Origin of the sequence: Brucella sp. IR068 (genome assembly GCF_049065885.1) — a bacterium.
GTDB classification, from domain to species: domain Bacteria; phylum Pseudomonadota; class Alphaproteobacteria; order Rhizobiales; family Rhizobiaceae; genus Brucella; species Brucella intermedia.
Genome location: NZ_JBAKHE010000011.1, coordinates 86962 through 109206 on the forward strand (window position 1 = coordinate 86962; position 22245 = coordinate 109206).

Genomic DNA, 22245 nt, shown 5'->3' on the forward strand with positions numbered 1-22245 from the left:
ATTGCCGATGGACACGCACAACAGCACATCGCCAACTTCCGGTTCCCTGCGGGCCTGGCTGACCGCCTCCGTACCTACTTCTGCCTTTCAGGCCAATATTCAGCAGTTGCGCCGTTCCTGGTTCAAGCTGTTGGCCAACACATCCGCCGTCTTCGGCCTAGCAGTAATCGTGCTTTTGGTGTTGATCGCCATTTTTGCACCTTTGATCGCCACGCACGATATCGGAGCCAACAATCTCGCGAATCGCCTTCAACCACCGTCCTGGGAGCACTTCTTTGGCACGGACGAACTGGGTCGCGATATTTTCAGCCGGCTCGTCTATGGTTCGCGCATCACGCTTTACATCGTGACGCTGACTGCCATCATTGCGGCACCCATAGGTCTCGTCGTCGGCACCACCGCCGGCTATATGGGCGGCTGGGTCGATACGGCACTGATGCGCATAGTCGACATCTTCCTTGCCTTTCCCAGTCTGGTACTGGCGCTAGCCTTCGCTGCGGCACTTGGGCCAGGCATTGAAAATGCGGTTATCGCCATCTCGCTCGCCGCCTGGCCACCGATAGCGCGCCTTGCCCGTGCCGAAACACTGACCATTCGCTCGTCCGATTACGTCGCCGCGATACGTCTGCAGGGGGCTTCTACCATGCGGGTGATCGCTAAGCACGTCGTGCCAATGTGCATTCCCTCGGTGGTGATCCGCATCACACTCAACATGTCTTCGATCATTCTCACAGCCGCTGGTCTTGGCTTTCTCGGCCTTGGTGCGCAGCCGCCAAGCCCTGAATGGGGCGCGATGCTCTCCAGTGGGCGGGAATTCATGATGACCTCGTGGTGGCTTGCCGCCGTTCCCGGCACCGCAATCCTGCTCGCCAGCCTCGCCTTCAACCTTTTCGGTGATGGTTTGCGCGATGTGCTAGACCCCAGAAACGGATAAGATCCATGACAGAACCGTTGCTTGAAGTTGACGATCTTTGGGTGTCTTTTCCGGGTGCTGACCGCAACATCGATGTCGTTCGTGGTATCAGTTTTTCCATTGGTCGCGAAAAGGTTGGCATTGTGGGCGAATCCGGCTCCGGCAAATCGATGACCGGGCGCTCGATTCTCAAACTGACGCCAAAGATGGCCCAAATTCGCGCCAAGAGCCTCCGTTTTGGCGAGATCGACCTGCTGTCGGCTAGCGAACGCCAGATGCGCAGCGTGCGTGGCAACCGCATTTCAATGATCCTCCAGGACCCAAAATATTCACTCAATCCGCTGATCCGTATCGGTGATCAGATTATGGAAGCCTATCGGTTACACCATCGAGCGAAATCGACAGAGGCGCGACAAAAGACGATTGCTATGCTGGAGGCCGTGCACATTCGCGATCCTGAACGTGTCATGCGTCTGTTCCCGCACGAGATCTCCGGCGGTATGGGGCAGCGTGTGATGATCGCGATGATGTTGATCCCCGAACCGGACATGATCATTGCGGACGAGCCGACTTCAGCGCTCGACGTGACGGTGCGGCGCCAGGTTTTGACAGTTCTCGATGAACTGGTAAGCCGTTCAGGTACCGGGCTGATGTTTATCAGCCATGATCTCAATCTGGTGGCGGATTTCTGTGACCGGGTATTGGTCATGTATGCGGGGCGCATCATGGAAGATCTGCCAGCCAAGGAACTGCACAAGGCGCGTCACCCCTATACACAGGCGCTGCTGGCGAGCCTTCCTCGGCTGGACCAGCCGGTCGATATGCTGAAGGTGCCGGAACGGGAGAAGAGCTGGCTCACCGAGCCGACGTTGGTTGGAGGAGTTTCATGACACATGCAGCCAACTCTCCATTCGTGAATGTTTCGAACCTTTCCATCAGTTTTGGCAAAGGACGCAAGCGCGCCACAGTTGTCAGGAAGGCGCAATTTCATATCGAGCGCGGCGAAGCCTATGGGCTGATCGGCGAATCTGGTTGTGGCAAGTCCACAATCCTGCGCGCTCTCGCAGGTCTCATTCCGCACTATCAAGGAGACTTTTTCTTTGACGGACAAAGAATGGGCTGCGAGCGCGATAAAGCGTTTTTCCGTCGTGTTCAGATGGTCTTCCAAGACCCCTATGCCTCACTGCACCCGCGCAAGCAGGTACACAAGGTGCTGGCGGAATCGCTTGCTATTCACGGCATGGATCACAGGGACGAGCGCATTCGTGACGTATTGCAAGCGGTCGGTCTCGGTCCAAGCTTTCTCTATCGCTATCCGCATGAACTGTCTGGCGGTCAACGCCAGCGCGTCGCGATAGCGCGTGCGCTTATCATCGAGCCGGATGTACTGCTTCTCGATGAACCGACATCTGCGCTCGATGTTTCGGTGCAGGCGGAAATTCTCAATCTGCTCAAAGTGCTGCGCCGGGAACGCAATCTCACCTACCTGATGGTTTCGCACGATCTCGCTGTGGTGGCGCATATCTGCCAGCGCGTCGGGGTCATGCATAAGGGTATCATTCTGGAAGAACTGACGGCGGACGATCTTCGTCACTCACGCGCCAAGGCCAAATACACGCAGGAATTTCTGCAGGCTAGCGTGGAAGCTGTCGCACATAATTAAGCTAGGGAAGTACGAATATGAACTATCATTCGGTAGCCAATCCTGGACCGGAATGGGAACGCTTGCAGAATCCTGCTGCAGCGGGTTGGTCGGTGGCTGGACTTCGTGCTGTTGGTTCTTGCGCGGATCAACAGGAAACCGACGCGTTGATGGTCGTTCAAGGTAACAAGATCGTCTACACCTATGGCGACATCACACACAAATATCTCTGCCACTCCATTCGCAAGAGTATCCTTGCCGCACTGATGGGGCAGGATGTGGCCGATGGAACCATCGATCTTAGCCTAACGCTGGAGCAGCTGGGCATTGACGACAATGAAGGCTTGAGCGAAGTCGAGAAGCAGGCAACGGTTTATGATCTCCTGACCGCGCGTTCGGGCATCTATCATCCTGCGGGCTACGAGACGCCCTGGATGCGGATGATCAAGGAAAAGCGCCACTCCCATGCGCCAGGAACCTTCTGGTGTTATAACAACTGGGATTTCAATGCGCTTGGAACTATTTTCGAACAGCTTACGGGCAAGACCGTGCATCAGGCTTTCGATGAACATATCGCTAAACCGCTCGGGCTTGAGGATTTCAGGTTGGACGGCGAAAAACCGGATGGTTGGCATGATCGATTTACGGAAAGCCAGCATGCCGCTTACCCGTTCCGTCTGTCCACACGTGATCTAGCTCGCTTCGGCCAGCTTTATCTGCGCAATGGTCGCTGGAATGGTGCATTCGTTCTACCTGAAGGCTGGGCGCAGGAGTGTGTGATGCCTTATTCTCATGCCGGTGCCCGCGGGGCCTATGGCTATATGTGGTGGCTGGAGCGTGACGGCGTCTTCTTCCCCGGTGTGGTTACACCGAAAGGCAGCTATGCAGGCTTCGGTGCGGGCGGTCACTTCTGTATCGTATTGCCCGCGCTCGACATGGTGATTGTGCATCGAGTGGATACCGATGTTGCTGGCCGGCAGCTGAACCGGCACAAGTTCGGGCGTCTCCTGAAACTCATTCTTGATGCTTTTCAGGGGTAACGTCATGCAGCGGGAGGAGATGACGGTCGCGCTCGCGATAGCTTTAGCTTGTGCAAAGCCGATTATAAGCATCGATGCACGAAAACTGGCATGCGACGCCATATTGGATACGTTGGCCTGCATGGTGGCCGGTCGCGGCGACGACAGCACCAAAAGCGTTGCTAAAGCCTTTGCAGAGTTCAGCGCCGGTGGAACTGCCTTGTCGGTTACGGGAGGGACAGGCAGCCCGATGTTTGCTGCACTGGTCAACGGTACGGCAGCGCATGCACTGGATTTTGATGATAATTTCCTGCCCGGCATGAGCCATGCTTCGGCAGTGATCGTCCCCGCCATCGTGGCGCTGGCCGATTTGGATAAAACAACGGGGCGTCGCTTGATTGACGCCTATCTGGCCGGGCTGCAGGCACAGGCGCTGGTGGGCGAGGGCTTGGGACAGGCACATTACACAGCTGGCTGGCATGGGACATCCACTGTGGGGAGCATCGGGACGGCTGTCGCGACTGCCCATATGCTTGGTCTCGATGTTACGGCGACGGCACAGGCGATAACCATCGCTGCCAGTTTTGCATCCGGTACCAAGGGCCAGTTTGGTACGCTGATCAAGCCGTTTCATGCGGGTATGGCCGCGCGTAATGCGGTTGAGGCCGCGTTGCTCGCAAAAGCCGGAATGCAGGCACGGCACGATATTTTGGAAGGTGAGCAGGGCATTCGTGAGCTATTTGCAGGGGATCCACGTCTCGGCTGGAATATCGAAGCCATCCTCTCCGATAAGCCGCATGTCATTGAAACGGTCGGTGTCATGCCGAAACGGCATCCTTGCTGTGGGTCCACCCATATGACCGTTGATGCATTGCTTGATCTTAAGGGAGAGCACGAATTTGATGCCGAGGATATCTGGGCTGTGAATACATTGGTTGGGATCGCGAACTATCGCAACCTTGCCTACACGCAGCCGGTCGACCAGATGCAGGCACGCTTCTCCATGCAATATTGCGTCGCACGCGCTCTGCGGCAGGGATACCTGACTCTCGCAGATTTCACCCCAGAGGCCGTGGATACTTTCCGACATGATCCACTGATCAATGCTATTACCATGCGCAGCTATTCAGGAGAAGAAGAACGGGCATCCGCGGAAAAACTGCCGCACGTCGTAACTGTTACACTGAAAAACGGTTGTGTATTGCAAGGGGCTCGCAGCTTCGCCGTTGGTACCCTGCAGCAACCGTTCAGCGTCGATGACCGTGCGCGAAAATTCCTCGATTGTTGCGCGACAATTCCTGCCGCCGATCGGATCTATAGGGATCTGGGCGATCTGGACGACAAAGAGAACCTGAAAACTATTGCAGCGCTTTTCCCCTGGCTCTGATGTTTTAACCGGACGCAGGACTTCCGGCGTCGTGGCCATTTTTCTGGGCAACCAGTTGCGAGGCACGGCGCCAGAGGAGTTCGGCCTGCTTGTTCCTGAATTGGGGTGTTCGGTAAACGCGGATATCAATCAACAGATCGGTGTCGGTTTCACCGGCGCGGACCAGCACGCCACGCTTGAGTTCATCATCGACAAGGCTTTCCGGTATCCATGCAACACCATGTCCGGAAACCGCCATTGCCTTGAGCGCAACAGACATTCCGTTTTCATAAACCGTGTTCAATTCGAACCCATGTTTCTCAAACAGCCAGGGCAATGCGAGAGAAAAGAACGAGTTGCCACGATAGCTGAGAAAGTCGATCGGCAACGACTTTTCCTTAAGGCTATGAAGGGCTTGTCCATTCGGGGCAGGAGCGGAGACGGGGATGACCCTTTCGGTGCCAAGCGCCAGAAACGGATAACCACTGAGATCATCCATCTGCGGAACTGCCGGATGCGCATAAGTCAGAAAGAAGTCGCAATGTCCGCTGACAAGCGTGGAAATATTTCCGACGAATGATGAATGCGGATCGGCAAAACGAGCGCGGAATGACACGCCGGCGGCTTCAATCTGCGCCATCCAGTGCGGAAAGAACGTGAGTGACAGCGTATTGAGTGTAGCAAAAGAGATGATTTCCCACGATGCGCTGTAACCATCGCTGACGGTCTTACGGGCGGTAAGCAGCATTTCAAGAGCATCGTGTGCTCGCGGAAGAAAACATTCTCCCGCCTTCGTCAAGCCAATAGGATTCGAAGAACGATCGATTAGGGGTAGACCAATCCAGTCCTCCAGTTGCTTGATGCGTTTGCTGAGGGCGGACTGTGTAATATTGCGGTCACCTGCCGCGCGGGAATAGCTCCTGTGCTCTGCAAGACTGACGAAATCTTCAAGCCATTTCAGTTCCATAGTCTGCACCGATGCATCAGATAAGCAAAAGTTTCCAACCTCATCTATAACGCGAACTGATTGGATTGAGGTAGACTTCATCTGATGTTTTCGATCAAACAGTGATCTGGATGATAGCGGGCCGCCTGTTCATTCTACATCGTATCGCGGACGCGCTCCCACGCTTTCGTCAAATGGCGCCCCAGAACCTCGGAGAGCCGTTCCGCATTGCGGGCTTCGAGAGCCGTGATCATTTCTTCATGCTCGGAGACGGCTGCGGCCCATTTCTCCGCGCCCTCATGCCCCACAAAGCGGATGCGCTTCAACCGCGTCTGCAGCATCTGGTGAATATCCGCGAGCGTTGGATTTCTGGCAAGACGGACAATGGCCAGATGTATCTGCTGGTTGAGCTTGTAATATTGCAGGCGGTCAGAGTGTTTGTAACGCTCGATCATTTCATCATGCAGTGCTCGAACCTCTCCGATTTCCCGGTCGGTTGCCAGTTCGCAGGCAAGTTTTCCAGCAAGCTCTTCCAAGGCGCGCAGGACTGTAAGCATGTCCTTTACATCGGTCGCACTGAACCGTTTCACAACGGCGCCGCGGCTTGGAACTAGTTCCACTAGACCTTCGCTGGCCAGATACTTGATCGCCTCACGCAGTGGCGTCCGCGATACCCCCAGCTGTTCGCCAAGCTGACCTTCATGCAGGCGGGTGCCCGGTTCCAGCTGCCCTTCGATGATCATATCGCGCAGATGGTTGACGAGCATATCGTGCAAAGCAGTGCGGCGGAACGCCTGTGAGCCGTTATCGGACTGCTCGGTTTTCTGAATTTCGTCCATCGACCTTTTTTCTCAAAGAGTGAGCTCGAATCCCATCTCACCGTCTGACGCGAAGATGGCTGGCCCGCTCTCAACCGTCAATAAAAAATGCTGCATACAGAATACAAAATGCTTGCGCCTCCACTAAGACTGACATATGCATGCTGCATACAGAATGCAGACGAGGAGGATGCTAATGACTGCCACTGGCGCTGAACCGAGCGTGATTGCGCTTGCAATGGGGGATCCAGCCGGTATCAGTCCCGAGCTGACGGCACGTCTTCTGGCCCTGCCGGATGTCAACAAAGAAGCGCATCTCATCGTTTTCGGGGATCGTCGTATTCTAAATGAAGGCGCGCGCGTCGCGGGTGTCGAACTTGATCTGCAGGATGCCAATATCGAAAATGCGCCTGGCATGCCGGTGGGCAAGCATGTCTTCGTCGACCTGGAGAATCTCGATCCGAAGGATGTCGTGCGTGGCGAGGCCACATTGGTTGGAGGAACTTTCGCGACCCACAACTTTCGCACCGCATTGAAGTTTGCCGAGGCAGGTCACGCGCAGGCCGTTTGCTTCACGCCTTTCAACAAGCAGGCCATGCGGTTTGCATATCCAGGCTACGACGACGAAATCCGCTTTGTTGCCGATGTGCTGAACTTCACGGGCAAGGTGCGGGAATTCAACGTTCTGGAGAAGGTTTGGAATGCGCGCGTAACGTCGCATATTCCGCTCAAGGACGTAGCCTCGACCCTGACTGTCGAAGGAATTCTGGCTGAGCTCGAACTGGCTTGGGCCTGCCTGAAAAAGGCGGGATATGACAACCCGAAGATTGCAGTAGCCGGGCTCAATCCGCATGCCGGTGACGGAGGCAGCTTTGGGATGGAAGAAATCGACATCATTGAGCCGGCGGTAAAGGCTGCCGAGGCCAAGGGGTTCGATGTGGATGGGCCCTTTCCGGCGGACACGGTGTTCCTGCGTGCCCTCAAGGATGGCTTCCAGGCGGTACTGACAATGTATCACGACCAGGGGCAGATTGCGATGAAGCTTATGGGCTTCGACAAGGGCGTGACGATGATGGGCGGATTGCCATTTCCGCTTTGCACGCCTGCCCACGGCACAGCCTATGATATTGCCGGGAAGGGGATTGCGGATGTGGGAGCTACGCGCGAAGCGATCCTGCTTGCCGCACGGATGGCGAAAAGAGCCAAAGCGCTTCCGAGCGCTGCCTGATTGCTGACATTTTGATGCTATCGGCATGGGGGGAGGGCCCATGCCGTTTAACTGGGAGGATAGACCATGAAGAAGTCTTTGCGCATTGCATGCCTCGCCGCAGGGGCGGCGGTAGTTGCCTCGTCTGTGCACGCATTCGAGCCGACGCGTCCTGTGGAATTTGTCGTAACCGCCGGACCGGGCGGGGGAACTGATATTTTCGCGCGCACAATTCAGTCGATCATCGGCAAGTATGAGCTGATGAGCGCGCCAATCGTCGTCACGAACAAGGGGAGTGCGGGCGGAGCCGAAGGCTTTGTCTATACTGCTGGTTACAAGGGTGATCCGTATAAGCTCGCTTTCGGCACCAACAACGCCTATCTTTTGCCGGTGCGCGCCAAGGTTCCTTACAAATCGGACGATTTGATACCCGTTTCAGCCCTTGCCGCAGACGAGTTCATCCTTTGGGTCAGCGGAAAATCCGATTTCAAGACCGCCGCAGAGTTTATCGCCAAGGCGAAGGATGATGCGGGTATGAAGGTTGGTGGAAGCCAGTCCAAAGACGTTGACCAGATTCTTACATCCATGATCAACGATGCCACCGGTTCGAAACTCGGCTACATTCCGTTCAAAAGCGGTGGTGAAGCGGCCGTCCAGCTCGCAGGGGAGCACATCGCCGCCAATGTCAACAATCCGAGCGAAAATCTCGGTCAATGGCAGGCCGGAATGGTAAAGCCCCTTTGTGTCTTCAAGAGCGAAAAGCTCAAGGGGGAGGGAAAGGTGGCTGGCGATATGGGATGGAGCGACATTCCGACCTGCATGGAAGCGGGGATCGCAATCGAAAATTACTCGATGCCGCGCACAGTGTGGCTGCCAGCCGGTGTCGATCAGGAAGTCGTCGACTACTATGCAGGGGTACTCAAAAAGGTTTCCGAAACACCTGAATGGGCGAAGTACCTTGCGGATAGTTCGCAATCTGCCGCCTATATGAGCGGAAACGACCTTTCCTCCTTTATCAAGAATGATGAAACGGCGGTAACGGCGGTGCTCAAGCGCGAAGGCTGGCTGGCCAACTGACGTTTTGGGCATTTGTGCAGGTGCCGCTGGCGCCTGCATCTTCCATCGAAGGAGCTCATCACATGAGTGAAAATGGCGACGGCGGATTTTCCCGCTTCTCCGTTGAGGCGGGCGTGGCTCTCCTCACGGGCGCGCTGGGGGCCGCAGTTTGTTACGGGGCGCAGCAGGCTGGCACAGGCTGGACGGAAATGGGGCCGGATGCGGGTTACTTTCCGTTCTATATCGGCCTGCTTATCCTGTTCGGAAGCGCGGTTAACCTCGTTGTGGCATTTGTAAAACATCGCGGTAGCGGAGAAGTCTTCGTTGAGCTCTCCCGGCTGAAACCGGTTCTCGGTTTCGCTGTGCCGCTGGTTGCCTTCGCTGCCATATCGACGGTTCTCGGCCTTTATATCGGCACCGCCCTCTACATCGCTGGAGCGATGATGTTTCAGGGGCGCTACAGGTGGTGGGCTTCATTGCCAGCCGGTATTGCCGTTTCCCTCTTCTTTTTCGTCATTTTTGAAATCGGATTCAAGGTTCCACTCCTTAAAGGTCCGGTCGAGGCTTTCTTCGGGATTTATTGATACCGGAAAGTCCGATGTCTTTGGAGGAAAGACATGGAAAACTTCAGTCTCCTGATGGATGGCTTCGCCCACATACTCAGTTTCAATCATGTTCTGCTGATGATGCTGGGGGTGACGCTTGGAATTCTGGTCGGTGTCCTGCCGGGATTGGGCGCGCCCAATGGCGTTTCCCTGCTTTTGCCGCTGACATTCACGATGGACCCGATCTCCGCGATTATTCTGCTCTCGTGCATGTATTGGGGGGCATTGTTCGGTGGGTCGACAACGTCCATTCTGTTCAACATTCCGGGGGAACCTTCGTCCGTAGCCACCACTTTCGACGGCTATCCGATGGCGAAGGCCGGACATGCGAGCCGCGCGCTGACGCTGGCATTCGTCTCGGCTGGGATCGGCGCACTGGCTGGCGTGGTGATGATTACACTGCTCTCAAGTTGGGTCGCCAATTTCGCCCTGCGGTTTTCATCCCCGGAATATTTCGCTGTTTATTTTCTGGCTTTCGCCAGTTTCATATCCATGGGCGCGCAATCGCCGTTCAAGACGCTCGTTTCCATGATGATTGGCTTCGCCTTTGCTTCCGTAGGTATGGACACGATCTCCGGCAATCTGCGTCTGACATTCGACATACCGGAACTTATCAAGGGTATCTCCTTCTTAATCGCGGTGATGGGCCTGTTCGGGATTGGTGAATTGTTGCTGACGACGGAGGAGGGGCTTCGTTTCGACGGTATCAAGGCGCGGGTGCGTCTTGGCGAGATCGGGCGCACTCTTCTCGAATTGCCGCGCTATTGGTTTACGCTCGCTCGTTCCACGCTGATCGGCATCTGGATGGGTATAACCCCCGCAGGACCAACCGCTGCATCCTTCATGAGCTACGGGGTGGCTCGCCGTTCTGCACGGGACAAATCGAAGTTCGGCAAAGGCGATCCTCGCGGGATCGTCGCGCCGGAAACCGCCGACCATTCTGCTGGCACATCCGCCCTTCTCCCCATGCTGGCACTGGGCGTGCCGGGGTCGGCAACCGCTGCCGTGATGATGGGTGGGCTGATGATCTGGGGGCTCACTCCGGGTCCGACATTGTTCACGGATCGTCCGGATTTCGTCTGGGGTCTGATTGCCTCCATGTATCTCGGCAACATTGTCGCCGTCATTCTGGTGATTGCGACCGTGCCGCTCTACGCATCTATTCTGCGCGTGCCGTTCTCGATCATTGGTCCGATCATTGTCGCGGTCATTTTCTCCGGCGCTTATCAGGTTGCCAACTCGATAACCGATGTCTGGCTGGTGATCGCATTCGGTGTGCTGGGCTACATCTTCAAGAAGCTCGATTATCCGCTGGCGCCTTTGGTTCTCGCCATGGTTCTCGGCGACAAGGCAGAAGATGCATTCCGCCAGTCGATGATGATGTCCGGCGGTCAGCTCTCGATATTCTGGTCGAATGGCCTGGTTGCCTCGTTGATGACGCTCGGCGTCTTCCTGCTGGTCTCCCCAGCCCTATTCTGGGCAATCGGCAGGCTGCGGAACCGCAAGCCCCAGGTTCCCTCCGGCAATGGCAATGTGGCCTGATCCCGATGGATGATGCAAAAAAACAGGAATGCAAGTTGAAACAGACAACTTCCAAATGGACACGCGAAACCTGGCCAATTGCAGCGGCGATGATCCAGTATCCCAATATGCTGCCGGATGGCAGTTCGGTGCAGGATCAGTCGGCGGAAGATTGGGCTTGCACCTTGTCCGATGTTGCGGACGCAGGTTTTACGGAACTTGACCCGACAGACAGCTGGCTGCGGCTCGCTGATTTGTCGCCTGCACGCCTCGCTGAATTCATGACCGTTGCCAAATCGCTAGGCTTCACCATTCCTGCAATTTCGACTTCACGGCGCAGTGTGATCGACGCCCAGCGCGGCGATGAATATCTGGCCTATGGGCATCGAGTTATCGACACGGCGAAAGAGATCGGCGCGGGCAGCGTTTCCTTCGGATTGTTTGAACCGCTGACGAATGCACAGAAACAGGCATTGTGGTTCTGGACGGTTGACGGGGCGAAGAACCCGGACGATCCGGCTGTCTGGAAAAAGGCCGTGGAGCGAATTCGCGAACTCGGACGCCATGCGGAGGAGCTCGATATAGAGCTTTCGCTTGAAATGTATGAGGATACTTATCTTGGCACTGCGGACAGTTCAGTTCGTTTTGTCGAGGAAGTCGGTCTCGACAATGTCGGGATCAATGCCGATCTGGGCAATCTCATTCGTCTGCACCGTCCGGTCGAGCATTGGCAGCAGATGATGGAAAAGGTGGCGCCTTACGCAAAGTTCTGGCACGTCAAGAACTACACCCGCACTGAAGATCCCGCATCGGGTGTAATCGTCACGCATCCGGCTCCGCTTGAAAGCGGCATCATCAATTATCGCGCCGCGATCGGAATGGCGCTGGATCACGGATTTGCCAGCCCGTTTTTATGTGAACATTATGGTGGCGACGGGCTTTCCGTTTCGGCTACAAATCGTGACTATCTGCGCCGCATCCTGCCACGCGGCTAATGACCCAGACCAAGGACTGTTTCAATGACGACGATTTTCGACGCGCCGGAGGAGTTTGCCTCGACCGCTCTTGCCGGGTTTGCCAGTATCTATAACCGCTATGTTCGCCACGTGCGGGGCGGCGTTGTTCGCTCGACAAAGGTACCTCAAGGCAAGGTCGCTGTGGTTGTGGGGGGCGGCTCCGGCCATTACCCGGCGTTTGCCGGATATGTGGGACCGGGTCTAGCCGATGCAGCTGTTGCTGGCGACGTATTCGCCTCACCTTCGACAGCGGCAGTAGCCCGCGTCTGCCGCCAGGCGCATAAGGGCGGTGGTATTCTTCTGGGCTTTGGTAATTATGCAGGCGATGTCCTCAATTTCGGCGTTGCCGCCGAGCGCCTGCGTGCCGAAGGGATCGACGTACGCATCCTGCCGGTAACGGACGATGTGGCCAGCGCTCCGGCGAATATGCACGAAAAGCGGCGCGGCATTGCTGGCGATCTGGTCGTGTTCAAGATTGCTGGCGCGGCTGCCGAAGCCGGTCTGTCCCTGGATGAGGTCGAACGGCTGTCGCGTCAGGCCAACGCGAACACTGTCTCCTTTGGCGTTGCCTTCAAAGGCTGCACATTGCCTGGCGCTCCACATCCGCTCTTCACCGTACCGGAAGGCCAGATGGCGCTTGGTCTCGGCATTCATGGCGAACCAGGAATCAAGGAAGAGGCGATCCTGCCTGCCTCCGGTCTGGCAAGCCTGTTGGTGGAGAAGCTTCTGGCGGAGCGTCCGGAAGGAACGCAAAGGGTTGGCGTTATCCTGAACGGCCTCGGTGCGACAAAATATGAAGAGCTGTTTGTCTTGTGGACGGCGATCGCGTCGCTTCTGCAAAAATTCGGTCTTGATATTGTGGCACCGGAAGCGGGTGAATTTGTTACCAGTCTCGATATGCAAGGGTGCTCACTGACACTCCTGTGGCTCGATGAAGAACTCGAGCGCTATTGGACGGCAGCTTGCGATACCCCGGTTCTTCGTCGCGGCGCAGCCATTGCAGTCGAACCCGCTGACGATATCATCGCCAATGAGGATGCAGCCCCGGTTTTTGCCCAGGCGGATGAGGCAGGACGAGCAGGGGGTGCCTGCATTCAAGCTATTCTGCACACCGTCGGTGACGCACTGGTTGAAGCCGAAGAAGAGCTGGGCCGCATTGATGCCTTTGCCGGCGATGGCGATCACGGGCAGGGTATGCGACGCGGCTCCGCGGCTGCAAGGGAGGCTGCGGATCAAGCCGTGAAAGCTGGAGCCGGGTCCGCAAGCGTATTGGCTGTAGCCGGTGACGCTTGGGCAGATCGAGCCGGAGGAACATCCGGAGCGCTATGGGGGCTTCTGCTGCGCTCATGGAGCACAGAACTGTCCGACAATGGCAGCATTGATGATGGAGCAGTCGTTCGCGGCGGCAGGCGCGCGCTCGATGCCGTCACCACGCTTGGCCGGGCCAAACCCGGCGACAAGACATTGGTGGATGCTTTCGTGCCTTTTGTGGAGACGCTCGAAAATGAGTTTGCAGCAGGTGTTCGGCTGGCGGATGCATGGAATAAAGCTGCCGATATAGCAAAGGCAGCAGCCGAAGCGACGGCGCCTCTGGCCCCGAAACTCGGCCGCGCAAGGCCGCTTGCCGACAAGAGTATCGGTCATCCGGACGCGGGAGCCATTTCGCTGGCGCTGGTTGCAAAAGTCATTGGTCGGAAACTGAAGGGCTGAATGCTCAGTCCAGCGGGCCAGTTTCAAACTGGTCCGCCTTATGTACTCGGTAAAGGTCTGGAAAGCGGTCAGCCCGGAAGAATCTGGTAGTAAAAGTCGAGTTTTCCCGGCTTCGAGTGTGCCACAAGCATCACGAGTTTTTGCCGGTCGAACAGGCGAAACCAATCTTCCCATTCGACGATTTCAAGACCGCCCGCGTCCAGCGGGCGTTCGACATCGGCGACAAACTCTGGTTCGAAAACAATTCGCAAGACCGGCGCAGCATCGGGACCTATGGAGGTGCTGACAAATGCCGGATTTCCGTTGCGAGCAGCCACCCAGTCGCGAATGGCTTCATGGGTGTCGAGAGTGATCATTTCACTCATAGAGAGCATTCCTCCGGTTGTTACGATGAAGTCCGACGCCATCAGGGACAGGGAAATGCCGTCCCTGTCCCGCTTGTCATGTCCTATCAGATAGGCCTCTTTGGCGTTCCGGAAAGGCGATGCTCCGTTCACTTTCTTCGTGAATCTGCAATCGGGGTAAAATCTTTCAGTTCATCCTGTTGACGACGGCTTTGCGTTCATTCATGTCGTAAACCGACTATTCGCTGTTACAGCTTGGAAATCCCCAAAATGACTGAACGTCTCTCCCTCGCTCGCGACCGCATCAATGTTCTTCTGCTGGAAGGCATTAACCAGACGGCCGTCGATTACTTCAAAGCCTCCGGTTACACCAATGTCACGCATTTGCCGAAGGCGCTGGATAAGGCCGATCTGATCGAAGCGATTTCGTCAGCGCATATTGTCGGTATTCGTTCCCGCACGCAGTTGACCGAAGAGATTTTTGCTGCGGCTAACCGCTTGATAGCAGTCGGCTGCTTCTCCGTCGGGACCAACCAGGTTGAACTGAAAGCAGCCCGCAAGCGCGGCATTCCGGTCTTCAATGCACCATTTTCGAACACCCGTTCGGTGGCGGAACTGGTGATTGGCGAAATCATCATGCTGATGCGTCGGATCTTCCCGCGTTCGGTCTCTGCGCATGCAGGCGGTTGGGATAAGACGGCAACCGGCAGCCGCGAAGTGCGCGGCAAGACGCTGGGTATTGTAGGCTATGGCAATATCGGTTCGCAGGTCGGCAATCTGGCTGAGAGCCTCGGCATGACGGTCCGCTATTTCGACACTTCCGACAAACTGCAATATGGCAATGTCAAACCGGCTGCGAGCCTTGATGAGTTGTTGAAGATTTCGGACGTCGTCAGCCTGCACGTACCGTCGAACAAATCGACTTCGAAGCTGATTACCGAAGCAAAACTGCGGAAGATGAAAAAGGGCGCTTTCCTCATCAATAATGCTCGCGGTACGGTTGTCGATCTGGAGGCTCTGGCGAAGGTCCTGCAGGAAGGCCACCTCGCAGGTGCTGCCATCGACGTGTTCCCGGTTGAACCAGCCTCCAACAACGACAAATTCGTTTCGCCCATTCAGGGACTGGAAAACGTCATTCTCACGCCGCATATCGGTGGATCGACGGAAGAAGCGCAGGAACGTATCGGTTTGGAAGTCACCCGAAAACTGGTCGAATATTCCGATGTCGGCTCTACCTTGGGTGCCGTCAACTTCCCGCAGGTGCAGTTGCCGCCGCGCCCGACGGGTACGCGTTTCATGCACGTGCATGAAAACCGCCCCGGCATTCTCAACAGCCTCGTGAATGTTTTCTCGACACATAACATCAATATCGCCAGTCAGTTTCTGCAGACCGATGGCGAAGTGGGTTATCTTGTTATGGAAGCTGACGGCGTCGGCGACGCCAGCGAAACGGTCTTGCAGGCCATTCGCGAAATTCCAGGCACCATTCGTGCGCGTTTGCTCTATTGATCTATTTCGCAGCGCTAACTATCGCTGGCGCTGCGATTTCTCATAACGTTTGACGAGGCGGTCGCGGCGCAATCGCGAGAGGCGCTGTATCCAGAAAATACCGTCAAGCTGGTCTATTTCATGCTGATGGCAAACGGCGAGCAGGCCTTCCGATTCCTCGGTTTGCTCGTTCCCGTCGAGGTCCTGATAGCGGATTTTGATGCGGGCGTGGCGTTCGACCTCATCGACAACGCCCGGCATGGAAACGCTACCTTCCTGATGATGGATCTTTTCTTCTGAAGCCCAGAGGATTTGCGGGTTCACATAGAATTTCGGGCCTGCTTCAGGCAGTTCCAGAACCACCAAACGCATTGCAATACCGATATGCGGCGCGGTGATCCCGATGCCCGGGGCTGCTCGCATCGTGTCGAGGAGATCGGTTCCCAGTTCCTGCAAAGCGCTGTCGAACAGGGTGACAGGATCGGCTACGGCACGCAGCCGTTTATCCGGATAGCTTACAATCGGGCGAACAGTCATCGGGCCTCACAATGTGCCGCGGATTACACGCTTATCCGCATGCGCTCTTTGGTCGATTTTCATCGTGACTTGCAAACATTATTGCAGGGAGACGATCACAATCCCCGTGCAATAACGAGACGTTGTACGTCGCTCGTGCCTTCGTAAATCTGGCATACGCGAACATCACGATAAATGCGCTCAACCGGATAATCAGCCAGATACCCGTAACCGCCGTGAATCTGGATTGCGGCGGAGCAGACCTGTTCGGCCATTTCCGAAGCGACAAGTTTGGCCATCGAAGCTTCCGTCAAACAGGGTTTGCCTGCTTCACGCAATGCGGCTGCATGCAGCACCATCTGCCGGGCCGCCTCAATTTTTGTCGCCATATCCGCGAGCCGGAACGCGACCGCTTGATGCTCGATGATCGGCTTGCCGAATGTAACGCGTTCCCTGGCATAAGCACGCGCGGCTTCAAATGCGGCGCGGGCCAACCCGACTGACTGTGCGGCGATACCGATGCGCCCGCCTTCCAGATTGGCAAGCGCAATCTTGTAGCCCTGGCCCTCTTCACCCAGCCGGTTTTCCACCGGAATGCGCATGTTTGTGAAAGCGAGCGCACATGTATCAGACGAATGCTGGCCGAGCTTGTGTTCGACTGAAACGACCTCATAACCCGGTGTATCGGTCGGCACGATGAAAGCCGAGATGCCTTTCTTGCCAGCCGATGGATCGGTAACGGCAAACACGATCACTACGCTGCCATTCTTGCCCGACGTGATGAACTGTTTGGAACCATCGATCACATAATGATCACCATCGCGGCGTGCACGGGTTTTGAGCGCGGAGGCATCGGAACCGGCTTGGGGTTCGGTCAATGCGAACCCGCCAATCCATTCGCCAGACGCCATTTTGGGCAAAAACCGCTGTTTCTGCTCTTCGGTGCCGAAACGGAGGATGGGAACGCAGCCGACCGATGAATGGACCGAAACGATGGTCGAACATGCCCCATCGCCGGCCGCGATCTCTTCCAGCGCCAGCGCATAGGCAACCGTACCGAGATCGGAGCCGCCCCATTCTTCCGACACCAGCATTCCGAGAAAGCCAAGCTCTCCCATTTCGCTGAGTTCTGCGCGCGGAAAGGCGTGCTCCCTGTCGCGTGCGGCAGCACCCGGCGCAAGCCGTTCCTGTGCGAACTGCCGGGCAGCTTCGCGAATCTGCTCCTGCGTATCGTTCAAGAGCATCAGACAATCCTCTCAATGCCTACGGCGGTGGCCTCGCCACCGCCCAAACAGATGCCAGCCACGCCGCGCTTCAGGCCATGGGTTTCGAGGGCTGAAAGCAGGGTCACAAGAATGCGGGCACCCGACGCGCCGATTGGATGGCCAAGGGCGCAGGCGCCACCATGAATATTGACCTTGTCGTGCGGAAGATCGAGATCGCGCATGGCAGCCATGGCGACAACTGCAAAGGCCTCGTTGATCTCAAAAAGATCGACATCACTCAGGTTCCAGCCGATCTTTTCCGAAAGCTTGCTTATCGCGCCGATGGGGGCAGTTGGATAAAGGTTCGGCTTGTCGGCATGGGTGGCATGGCCGACCAGAACGGCGCGCGGGGTGAGCCCGCGCTTTTCCGCCTCCGATGCGCGCATGAGAATGAGTGCAGCTGCCCCATCCGAGATCGAGGAGGAATTGGCGGCCGTCACAGTGCCACCGTCGCGAAATGCCGGGCGAAGGGTCGGTATCTTGTCCAGTTTCGCCTTGCCGGGCTGCTCGTCAATCGAAACTTCAACTTCGCTGCGCCCAGCCTTCACGGTGACGGGCGTGATTTCGGCGGCGAAAAGCCCATCCTTGATAGCATTCTGCGCACGCGTCAGTGAGGCAATGGCGAATTCATCCTGAGCTTCACGGGTGAATTGATAGGCTTCCGCGCAATCTTCGGCAAAGGTGCCCATGAGACGGCCTTTGTCATATGCGTCTTCAAGCCCGTCAAGGAACATGTGGTCGAGAATCTGGCCGTGTCCCATACGATACCCGCCACGTGCCTTGGGCAGCAGATAGGGGGCATTGGTCATGCTTTCCATGCCGCCTGAGACGATCACATTGGCGGAACCCGCGAGGAGAAGATCATGGGCGAGCATGGTCGCCTTCATGCCGGAGCCGCACATCTTGTTGATGGTCGTCGCGCCAGTGGAAACGGGTATTCCGGCTTTGATCGAAGCCTGACGCGCCGGAGCCTGTCCCTGACCGGCGGGCAGAACGCAGCCCATATAGACGTCTTCGACCGCTTCTGGCGCAAGCCCCGCTCCTGCAAGTGCGCCACGAATGGCCGCGGCACCGAGGTCTGTAGCCTGAGCGCTGGCAAAATCGCCCTGAAAGCCACCCATGGGAGTACGGGAAGCACCGACAATGACAATGGGATCGCTGTTGGACATGATCGTTCCTCGTTGGTTTTTTCCGTACGCAATTCCGGACGGAAAACCGGTTTCCACTTTTCCTGGAATGGCTTTATTTTGCTGCCATGCGAAGTGCACCATCCAGGCGGATGACTTCACCGTTGAGCATCTGGTTTTCCACGATATGGCGGGCAAGAGCCGCATATTCTTCCGGACGCCCCAGCCGAGGCGGGAAGGGCACGGATGCACCAAGCGCATCCTGCACTTCCTGCGGCATGCCGGCCATCATCGGCGTGGCGAAAATTCCCGGTGCGATGGTCATGACCCGAATGCCGTGACGCGCAAGTTCGCGGGCGACCGGCAAGGTCATCGCAGCAACGCCGCCCTTGGAAGCGGAATAGGCAGCCTGACCGATCTGGCCGTCAAAGGCTGCAACCGATGCGGTGTTGATGATGACGCCGCGCTCCCCGCCTTCACCGGGGTCGTTCTTTGCCATGGCTTCCGCGGCAAGGCGCAGCATATTGAACGTGCCGATCAGATTGATCGAAATTGCGCGCGTGAAGCTTTCCAGTCGATGCGCCCCGTCGCGTCCGAGGACCTTTTCGCCGGGCGCGACACCGGCACAATTGACGAGCACATCAACGCGTCCGAACGCTTCCAGTGCGGCTGCTATAGCTGCTTTGCCATCCTCGTCGCTGGTGACATCCGTGCGGTGGAACTTTGCTGCCGCGCCAAGCGCCTTCGCCTGCGATTCGCCTGCTTCTGCATTCACATCCAGAAGCATAACCTTGCTACCAGCATCGACGGCCATTTTCGCAACCGCAGCGCCGAGGCCGGAGCTTGCACCGGTAATAAGGAATACCCGATCCTTAATCTGCATATTCTTGTCCTCAGGCCTTCGTCTGTTGCTGTTTGTCGATTTCCGCCTTGCGCAGGAGGAAACGCTGTATTTTTCCACTCGGTGTCTTGGGAAGTTCGCTTAGAAAGTCGATTTCACGTGGATAGGCGTGGGCGGAGAGCCGCGTCTTCACGTGCAATGCCAGTTCATCTTTCAGTGCCTGCGTACCTTCGAAACCCGGCGCAAGGATAACGAATGCCTTCACAATTTCCGTGCGTTGCGGGTCCGGCACGCCCACGACCGCGGCTTCATTGACCGCTGCATGTTCAAGAAGGGCGCTTTCCACATCGAACGGTCCGATGCGGTAACCGGATGATGTTATAACGTCGTCAGCCCGGCCGATGAAACTGATCGAACCATCCGGCTCGAATTCCACGGTGTCGCCAGTGCGATAGTAACCGCCCGCAATGGCTGGCGTTTCCTGCTTGTAATAGCCGGAAAACCAGAGAAGCGGCGATTTTGCTATATCGACGGCAAGAATACCAGGCTGGTTAGGACCGAGTTCGTTGCTTTGTTCATCCAGAACGGCCACACGATAGCCGGGCATGGCGTAACCAGCCGACCCGTGCCGGACCGCGTGTCCAAGGCCGTGATGATTATTGACCACCATGCCCAGTTCCGTCTGGCCGTAATGATCATAGATCGGTGCGCCGAGATATGCGTCGAACCAGCGAATAACCTCCGGGTTGAGTGGCTCTCCGGCGCTCGATACTACGCGCAAGCGACCCTTGACGCGTTTGGCTGCTTCCGGTCCTTCCGCCATCAACAGCCGGAAGGCGGTCGGTGAACCGGCAAGGCTCGTAACACCGAGACGCTCAATGATATCGTAGGTGCTTTCAGCGGTGAAGCCGCCTTCGTACAGCGTGGTTGCGATGCCTAGCTGCAATGGTCCTGTCACGGCATAATAAAGTCCATATGCCCAGCCCGGATCGGCAATATTCCAGAAAATATCGTCGGAACGCAGACCGATGGCGTCGCGCATATAGGCGCCGAATGCCAGCAGCGCATAAAGCGGGACTGGCACGCCTTTCGGCAGGCCGGCCGTACCGGAGGTCGACATCATCATGAACAGGTCGCTGCCTGTGCGAAGTACCGGATGGCAGTCAACCGAAGCGGACGCAGTCGCACGGCGAAAATCGATGTCACCGGCGGGCAGGCTTTCACCGGATGCGAGAACGGTAGCGACCTTGGGGCATTTTTCGACTTCTGCAAGCTTGGCGCGATTGGCTGTGTTTGTGACGACCAGTTTTGCGCCGCTGGTTTTCAGACGATGTTCAATCGCTTTGGGACCGAAGGCGGTGAAAAGCGGCTGATAGACAGCGCCGATACGCCACGCGCCGAGAATGGTTGCGATGAGTTCTGGCGTGCGCGGCAACAGACCTGCAACGACATCGCCAGCGCCGACACCTGCATCTTTCAGTACATTGCCCGCACGAGCGGCCATATCGCGCAGGTTCTCGAAGGTGAGTTCAGAAAGTTCGCCATTTACCGCAATGGCACGCAAGGCGACGCGATTATCACCGATATGCCGGTCGCAGCATTCAACACAGGCATTGATGCCGGTTTCCGGATTGCCGTGAAGCTTTGCGATAGCATCTTCGATGCGAAATTGCGCAACGGCATCCTCATAACGCGCCAGCCGCGCTGAAACGGACGTTTCAGTCATCCAGTATAACCTCCCTGACCGCCACCTCCTCGTGGCCAACCATTCCTGAAGGTTAACGCGTCATGCATTGCAAACAATGACATTAGATGCATTAATGTGTGATCGATTTTGCAATATGGGAAGAGCATGGAGCGCCACAATATCGCGCCGGGCTTTGTCGAGGATGCGCTCGAAAGCGTGCGCGTTCGGGGGATAGATGTAGCTCCCCTGATGGCCCAAATCGGCTTGTCGGAAAGAGTGACTGAGCCCGTCACCAATGTCGAATACGGTCGCTTGTGGTGGCTGATTGCCGAAACGATCAATGATGAATTCTTCGGGCTGGCTGCAAGGCCGATGCGCCCCGGCAGTTTCAACCTCCTTTGTCACGCGGTTTTGCATGCAGGCACGCTGGAACGTGCCTTGCGGCGGGCCTTGCAGTTTCTCAATGTGGTATTGGATGATCCGCAGGGTGAATTGCGGATCCGCGACGGCATGGCCCATGTTGTTCTGACCGATGCCGGACCTCCGAGACCGGCCTTTGCCTATCGGGCCTATTGGCTGATCCTGATGGGAGTGGCCTGCTGGCTGATCGGACGGCGTATTCCCCTGCGGACGCTCGACTTTGCCTGCCCTGCGCCTGTCCACCGTCAGGATTATCATAAATTTTTCGGAGCGCCGGTTCTCTTTGACCAGCCGGTCACGCGACTGGTTTTCTCATCATCCTATCTGTCGCTGCCGATCATTCGGAGCGATGTGGCGCTGGAAAGTTTTCTGCGCGAAGCTCCTGCCAATATTCTGATCCGCTATCGTCATGATAACGATCTCTCTGCAAGGGTGCGGTCGCAACTGAACGCCTTGCCAATGGCAGACTGGCCGTCCCTGGAAGAGTTGGCAAGCGGACTTGGCATGTCCGTACCGACCTTGCGGCGCAGGCTACGGGGAGAGGGGCAGAGTTTCGGCACGATCAAGGACGAGTTGCGCTTCGTGACTGCCGAACGGCTTCTGCAGGAAAACAGCCTCAGTGTAGCGGCGGTAGCCGCCGAACTTGGCTACAGTGAACCGAGCGCCTTTTATCGCGCATTTCATAAATGGATGGGGCAGAGCCCGGGACGGTTTCGGACGGTACAGCAGGAGAAATAA

General features: G+C 56.7%; 21 protein-coding genes. 13 read left to right on the top strand and 8 right to left on the bottom strand.

The window, feature by feature from the left end:
• The first annotated feature begins 7 nt into the window (after positions 1 to 7).
• The 5 genes from nikC to ACOWVS_RS17845 are packed head-to-tail and all read left to right on the top strand — an operon-like array spanning position 8 to position 4961.
• Complete coding sequence (nikC, locus tag ACOWVS_RS17825) at positions 8 to 934, top strand: nickel transporter permease (RefSeq protein ID WP_085979588.1); 927 nt, start codon at positions 8 to 10, stop codon at positions 932 to 934.
• Positions 935 to 939: 5 nt separating this feature from the next.
• On the top strand, positions 940 to 1803 hold the full coding sequence (locus ACOWVS_RS17830) for an ABC transporter ATP-binding protein (RefSeq protein WP_006470122.1): 864 nt from the start codon (positions 940 to 942) through the stop codon (positions 1801 to 1803).
• Complete coding sequence (locus ACOWVS_RS17835) at positions 1800 to 2576, top strand: ABC transporter ATP-binding protein (RefSeq protein WP_006470123.1); 777 nt, start codon at positions 1800 to 1802, stop codon at positions 2574 to 2576. The genes ACOWVS_RS17830 and ACOWVS_RS17835 overlap by 4 nt, the downstream gene beginning before the upstream one ends.
• A gap of 17 nt (positions 2577 to 2593) precedes the next feature.
• Positions 2594 to 3595, top strand: coding sequence for a serine hydrolase domain-containing protein (locus tag ACOWVS_RS17840; RefSeq protein WP_075042208.1), 1002 nt, complete (start codon positions 2594 to 2596; stop codon positions 3593 to 3595).
• Positions 3596 to 3599: 4 nt separating this feature from the next.
• A complete protein-coding gene (locus ACOWVS_RS17845; protein WP_085979589.1) occupies positions 3600 to 4961 on the top strand; it encodes an MmgE/PrpD family protein in 1362 nt (453 codons plus the stop codon).
• Positions 4962 to 4965: 4 nt separating this feature from the next.
• Here the strand turns inward: ACOWVS_RS17845 and ACOWVS_RS17850 are convergent, their stop codons facing one another.
• Both ACOWVS_RS17850 and ACOWVS_RS17855 read right to left on the bottom strand, forming a co-directional pair.
• Positions 4966 to 5907 (bottom strand): LysR family transcriptional regulator, encoded by a 942-nt coding sequence (locus ACOWVS_RS17850; protein WP_006472101.1) that lies wholly within the window; start codon positions 5905 to 5907, stop codon positions 4966 to 4968.
• A gap of 134 nt (positions 5908 to 6041) precedes the next feature.
• Positions 6042 to 6725: a GntR family transcriptional regulator gene (locus ACOWVS_RS17855; RefSeq protein WP_006470127.1), complete on the bottom strand. Its 684-nt coding sequence runs from the start codon at positions 6723 to 6725 to the stop codon at positions 6042 to 6044.
• Positions 6726 to 6900: 175 nt separating this feature from the next.
• On the opposite strand from ACOWVS_RS17855, the gene ACOWVS_RS17860 reads away from it, so the two are divergent.
• From ACOWVS_RS17860 to ACOWVS_RS17885, 6 genes are all read left to right on the top strand, one after another.
• Positions 6901 to 7932, top strand: a complete 1032-nt coding sequence (locus ACOWVS_RS17860; protein ID WP_006472100.1) for a 4-hydroxythreonine-4-phosphate dehydrogenase PdxA — start codon at positions 6901 to 6903, stop codon at positions 7930 to 7932.
• A gap of 66 nt (positions 7933 to 7998) precedes the next feature.
• Positions 7999 to 8988: a tripartite tricarboxylate transporter substrate binding protein gene (locus tag ACOWVS_RS17865; protein ID WP_063620228.1), complete on the top strand. Its 990-nt coding sequence runs from the start codon at positions 7999 to 8001 to the stop codon at positions 8986 to 8988.
• Between the two features lie 62 nt (positions 8989 to 9050).
• Entirely contained in the window at positions 9051 to 9551 is a 501-nt protein-coding gene (locus ACOWVS_RS17870) for a tripartite tricarboxylate transporter TctB family protein (protein WP_006472098.1), read from the top strand.
• A 33-nt stretch (positions 9552 to 9584) separates the two neighbouring features.
• Positions 9585 to 11114: a tripartite tricarboxylate transporter permease gene (locus tag ACOWVS_RS17875; protein WP_075042207.1), complete on the top strand. Its 1530-nt coding sequence runs from the start codon at positions 9585 to 9587 to the stop codon at positions 11112 to 11114.
• 5 nt (positions 11115 to 11119) lie between these two features.
• Entirely contained in the window at positions 11120 to 12088 is a 969-nt protein-coding gene (locus ACOWVS_RS17880; RefSeq protein ID WP_006470132.1) for a sugar phosphate isomerase/epimerase family protein, read from the top strand.
• A 24-nt stretch (positions 12089 to 12112) separates the two neighbouring features.
• The gene (locus tag ACOWVS_RS17885; RefSeq protein WP_006470133.1) at positions 12113 to 13819 is read left to right on the top strand and encodes a dihydroxyacetone kinase family protein; all 1707 of its coding nucleotides are present in this window, start codon (positions 12113 to 12115) and stop codon (positions 13817 to 13819) included.
• A gap of 68 nt (positions 13820 to 13887) precedes the next feature.
• Here ACOWVS_RS17885 and ACOWVS_RS17890 read toward each other — a convergent pair whose 3' ends face one another.
• Complete coding sequence (locus ACOWVS_RS17890) at positions 13888 to 14184, bottom strand: hypothetical protein (RefSeq protein ID WP_006472097.1); 297 nt, start codon at positions 14182 to 14184, stop codon at positions 13888 to 13890.
• 249 nt (positions 14185 to 14433) lie between these two features.
• Here ACOWVS_RS17890 and serA point away from each other — a divergent pair, with 249 nt between their 5' ends.
• Positions 14434 to 15672, top strand: a complete 1239-nt coding sequence (gene serA / locus ACOWVS_RS17895; RefSeq protein ID WP_006472096.1) for a phosphoglycerate dehydrogenase — start codon at positions 14434 to 14436, stop codon at positions 15670 to 15672.
• Between the two features lie 18 nt (positions 15673 to 15690).
• On the opposite strand, the gene ACOWVS_RS17900 is transcribed toward serA, so the two are convergent.
• The 5 genes from ACOWVS_RS17900 to ACOWVS_RS17920 all read right to left on the bottom strand — a co-directional run bounded on the left by ACOWVS_RS17900 (position 15691) and on the right by ACOWVS_RS17920 (position 21126).
• Complete coding sequence (locus ACOWVS_RS17900) at positions 15691 to 16188, bottom strand: peptide deformylase (protein WP_006470136.1); 498 nt, start codon at positions 16186 to 16188, stop codon at positions 15691 to 15693.
• Positions 16189 to 16283: 95 nt separating this feature from the next.
• Positions 16284 to 17411, bottom strand: a complete 1128-nt coding sequence (locus tag ACOWVS_RS17905; RefSeq protein WP_006470137.1) for an acyl-CoA dehydrogenase family protein — start codon at positions 17409 to 17411, stop codon at positions 16284 to 16286.
• Positions 17411 to 18601, bottom strand: coding sequence for an acetyl-CoA C-acyltransferase (locus ACOWVS_RS17910; RefSeq protein ID WP_006472095.1), 1191 nt, complete (start codon positions 18599 to 18601; stop codon positions 17411 to 17413). Before ACOWVS_RS17910 ends, ACOWVS_RS17905 begins: the two co-directional genes overlap by 1 nt.
• A gap of 73 nt (positions 18602 to 18674) precedes the next feature.
• Positions 18675 to 19442, bottom strand: coding sequence for a 3-hydroxyacyl-CoA dehydrogenase (locus tag ACOWVS_RS17915; protein WP_006472094.1), 768 nt, complete (start codon positions 19440 to 19442; stop codon positions 18675 to 18677).
• 10 nt (positions 19443 to 19452) lie between these two features.
• A complete protein-coding gene (locus ACOWVS_RS17920; RefSeq protein ID WP_006472093.1) occupies positions 19453 to 21126 on the bottom strand; it encodes an acyl-CoA synthetase in 1674 nt (557 codons plus the stop codon).
• A 126-nt stretch (positions 21127 to 21252) separates the two neighbouring features.
• Between ACOWVS_RS17920 and ACOWVS_RS17925 the strand changes: the two genes are divergently transcribed.
• Positions 21253 to 22245: an AraC family transcriptional regulator gene (locus ACOWVS_RS17925; RefSeq protein WP_006472092.1), complete on the top strand. Its 993-nt coding sequence runs from the start codon at positions 21253 to 21255 to the stop codon at positions 22243 to 22245.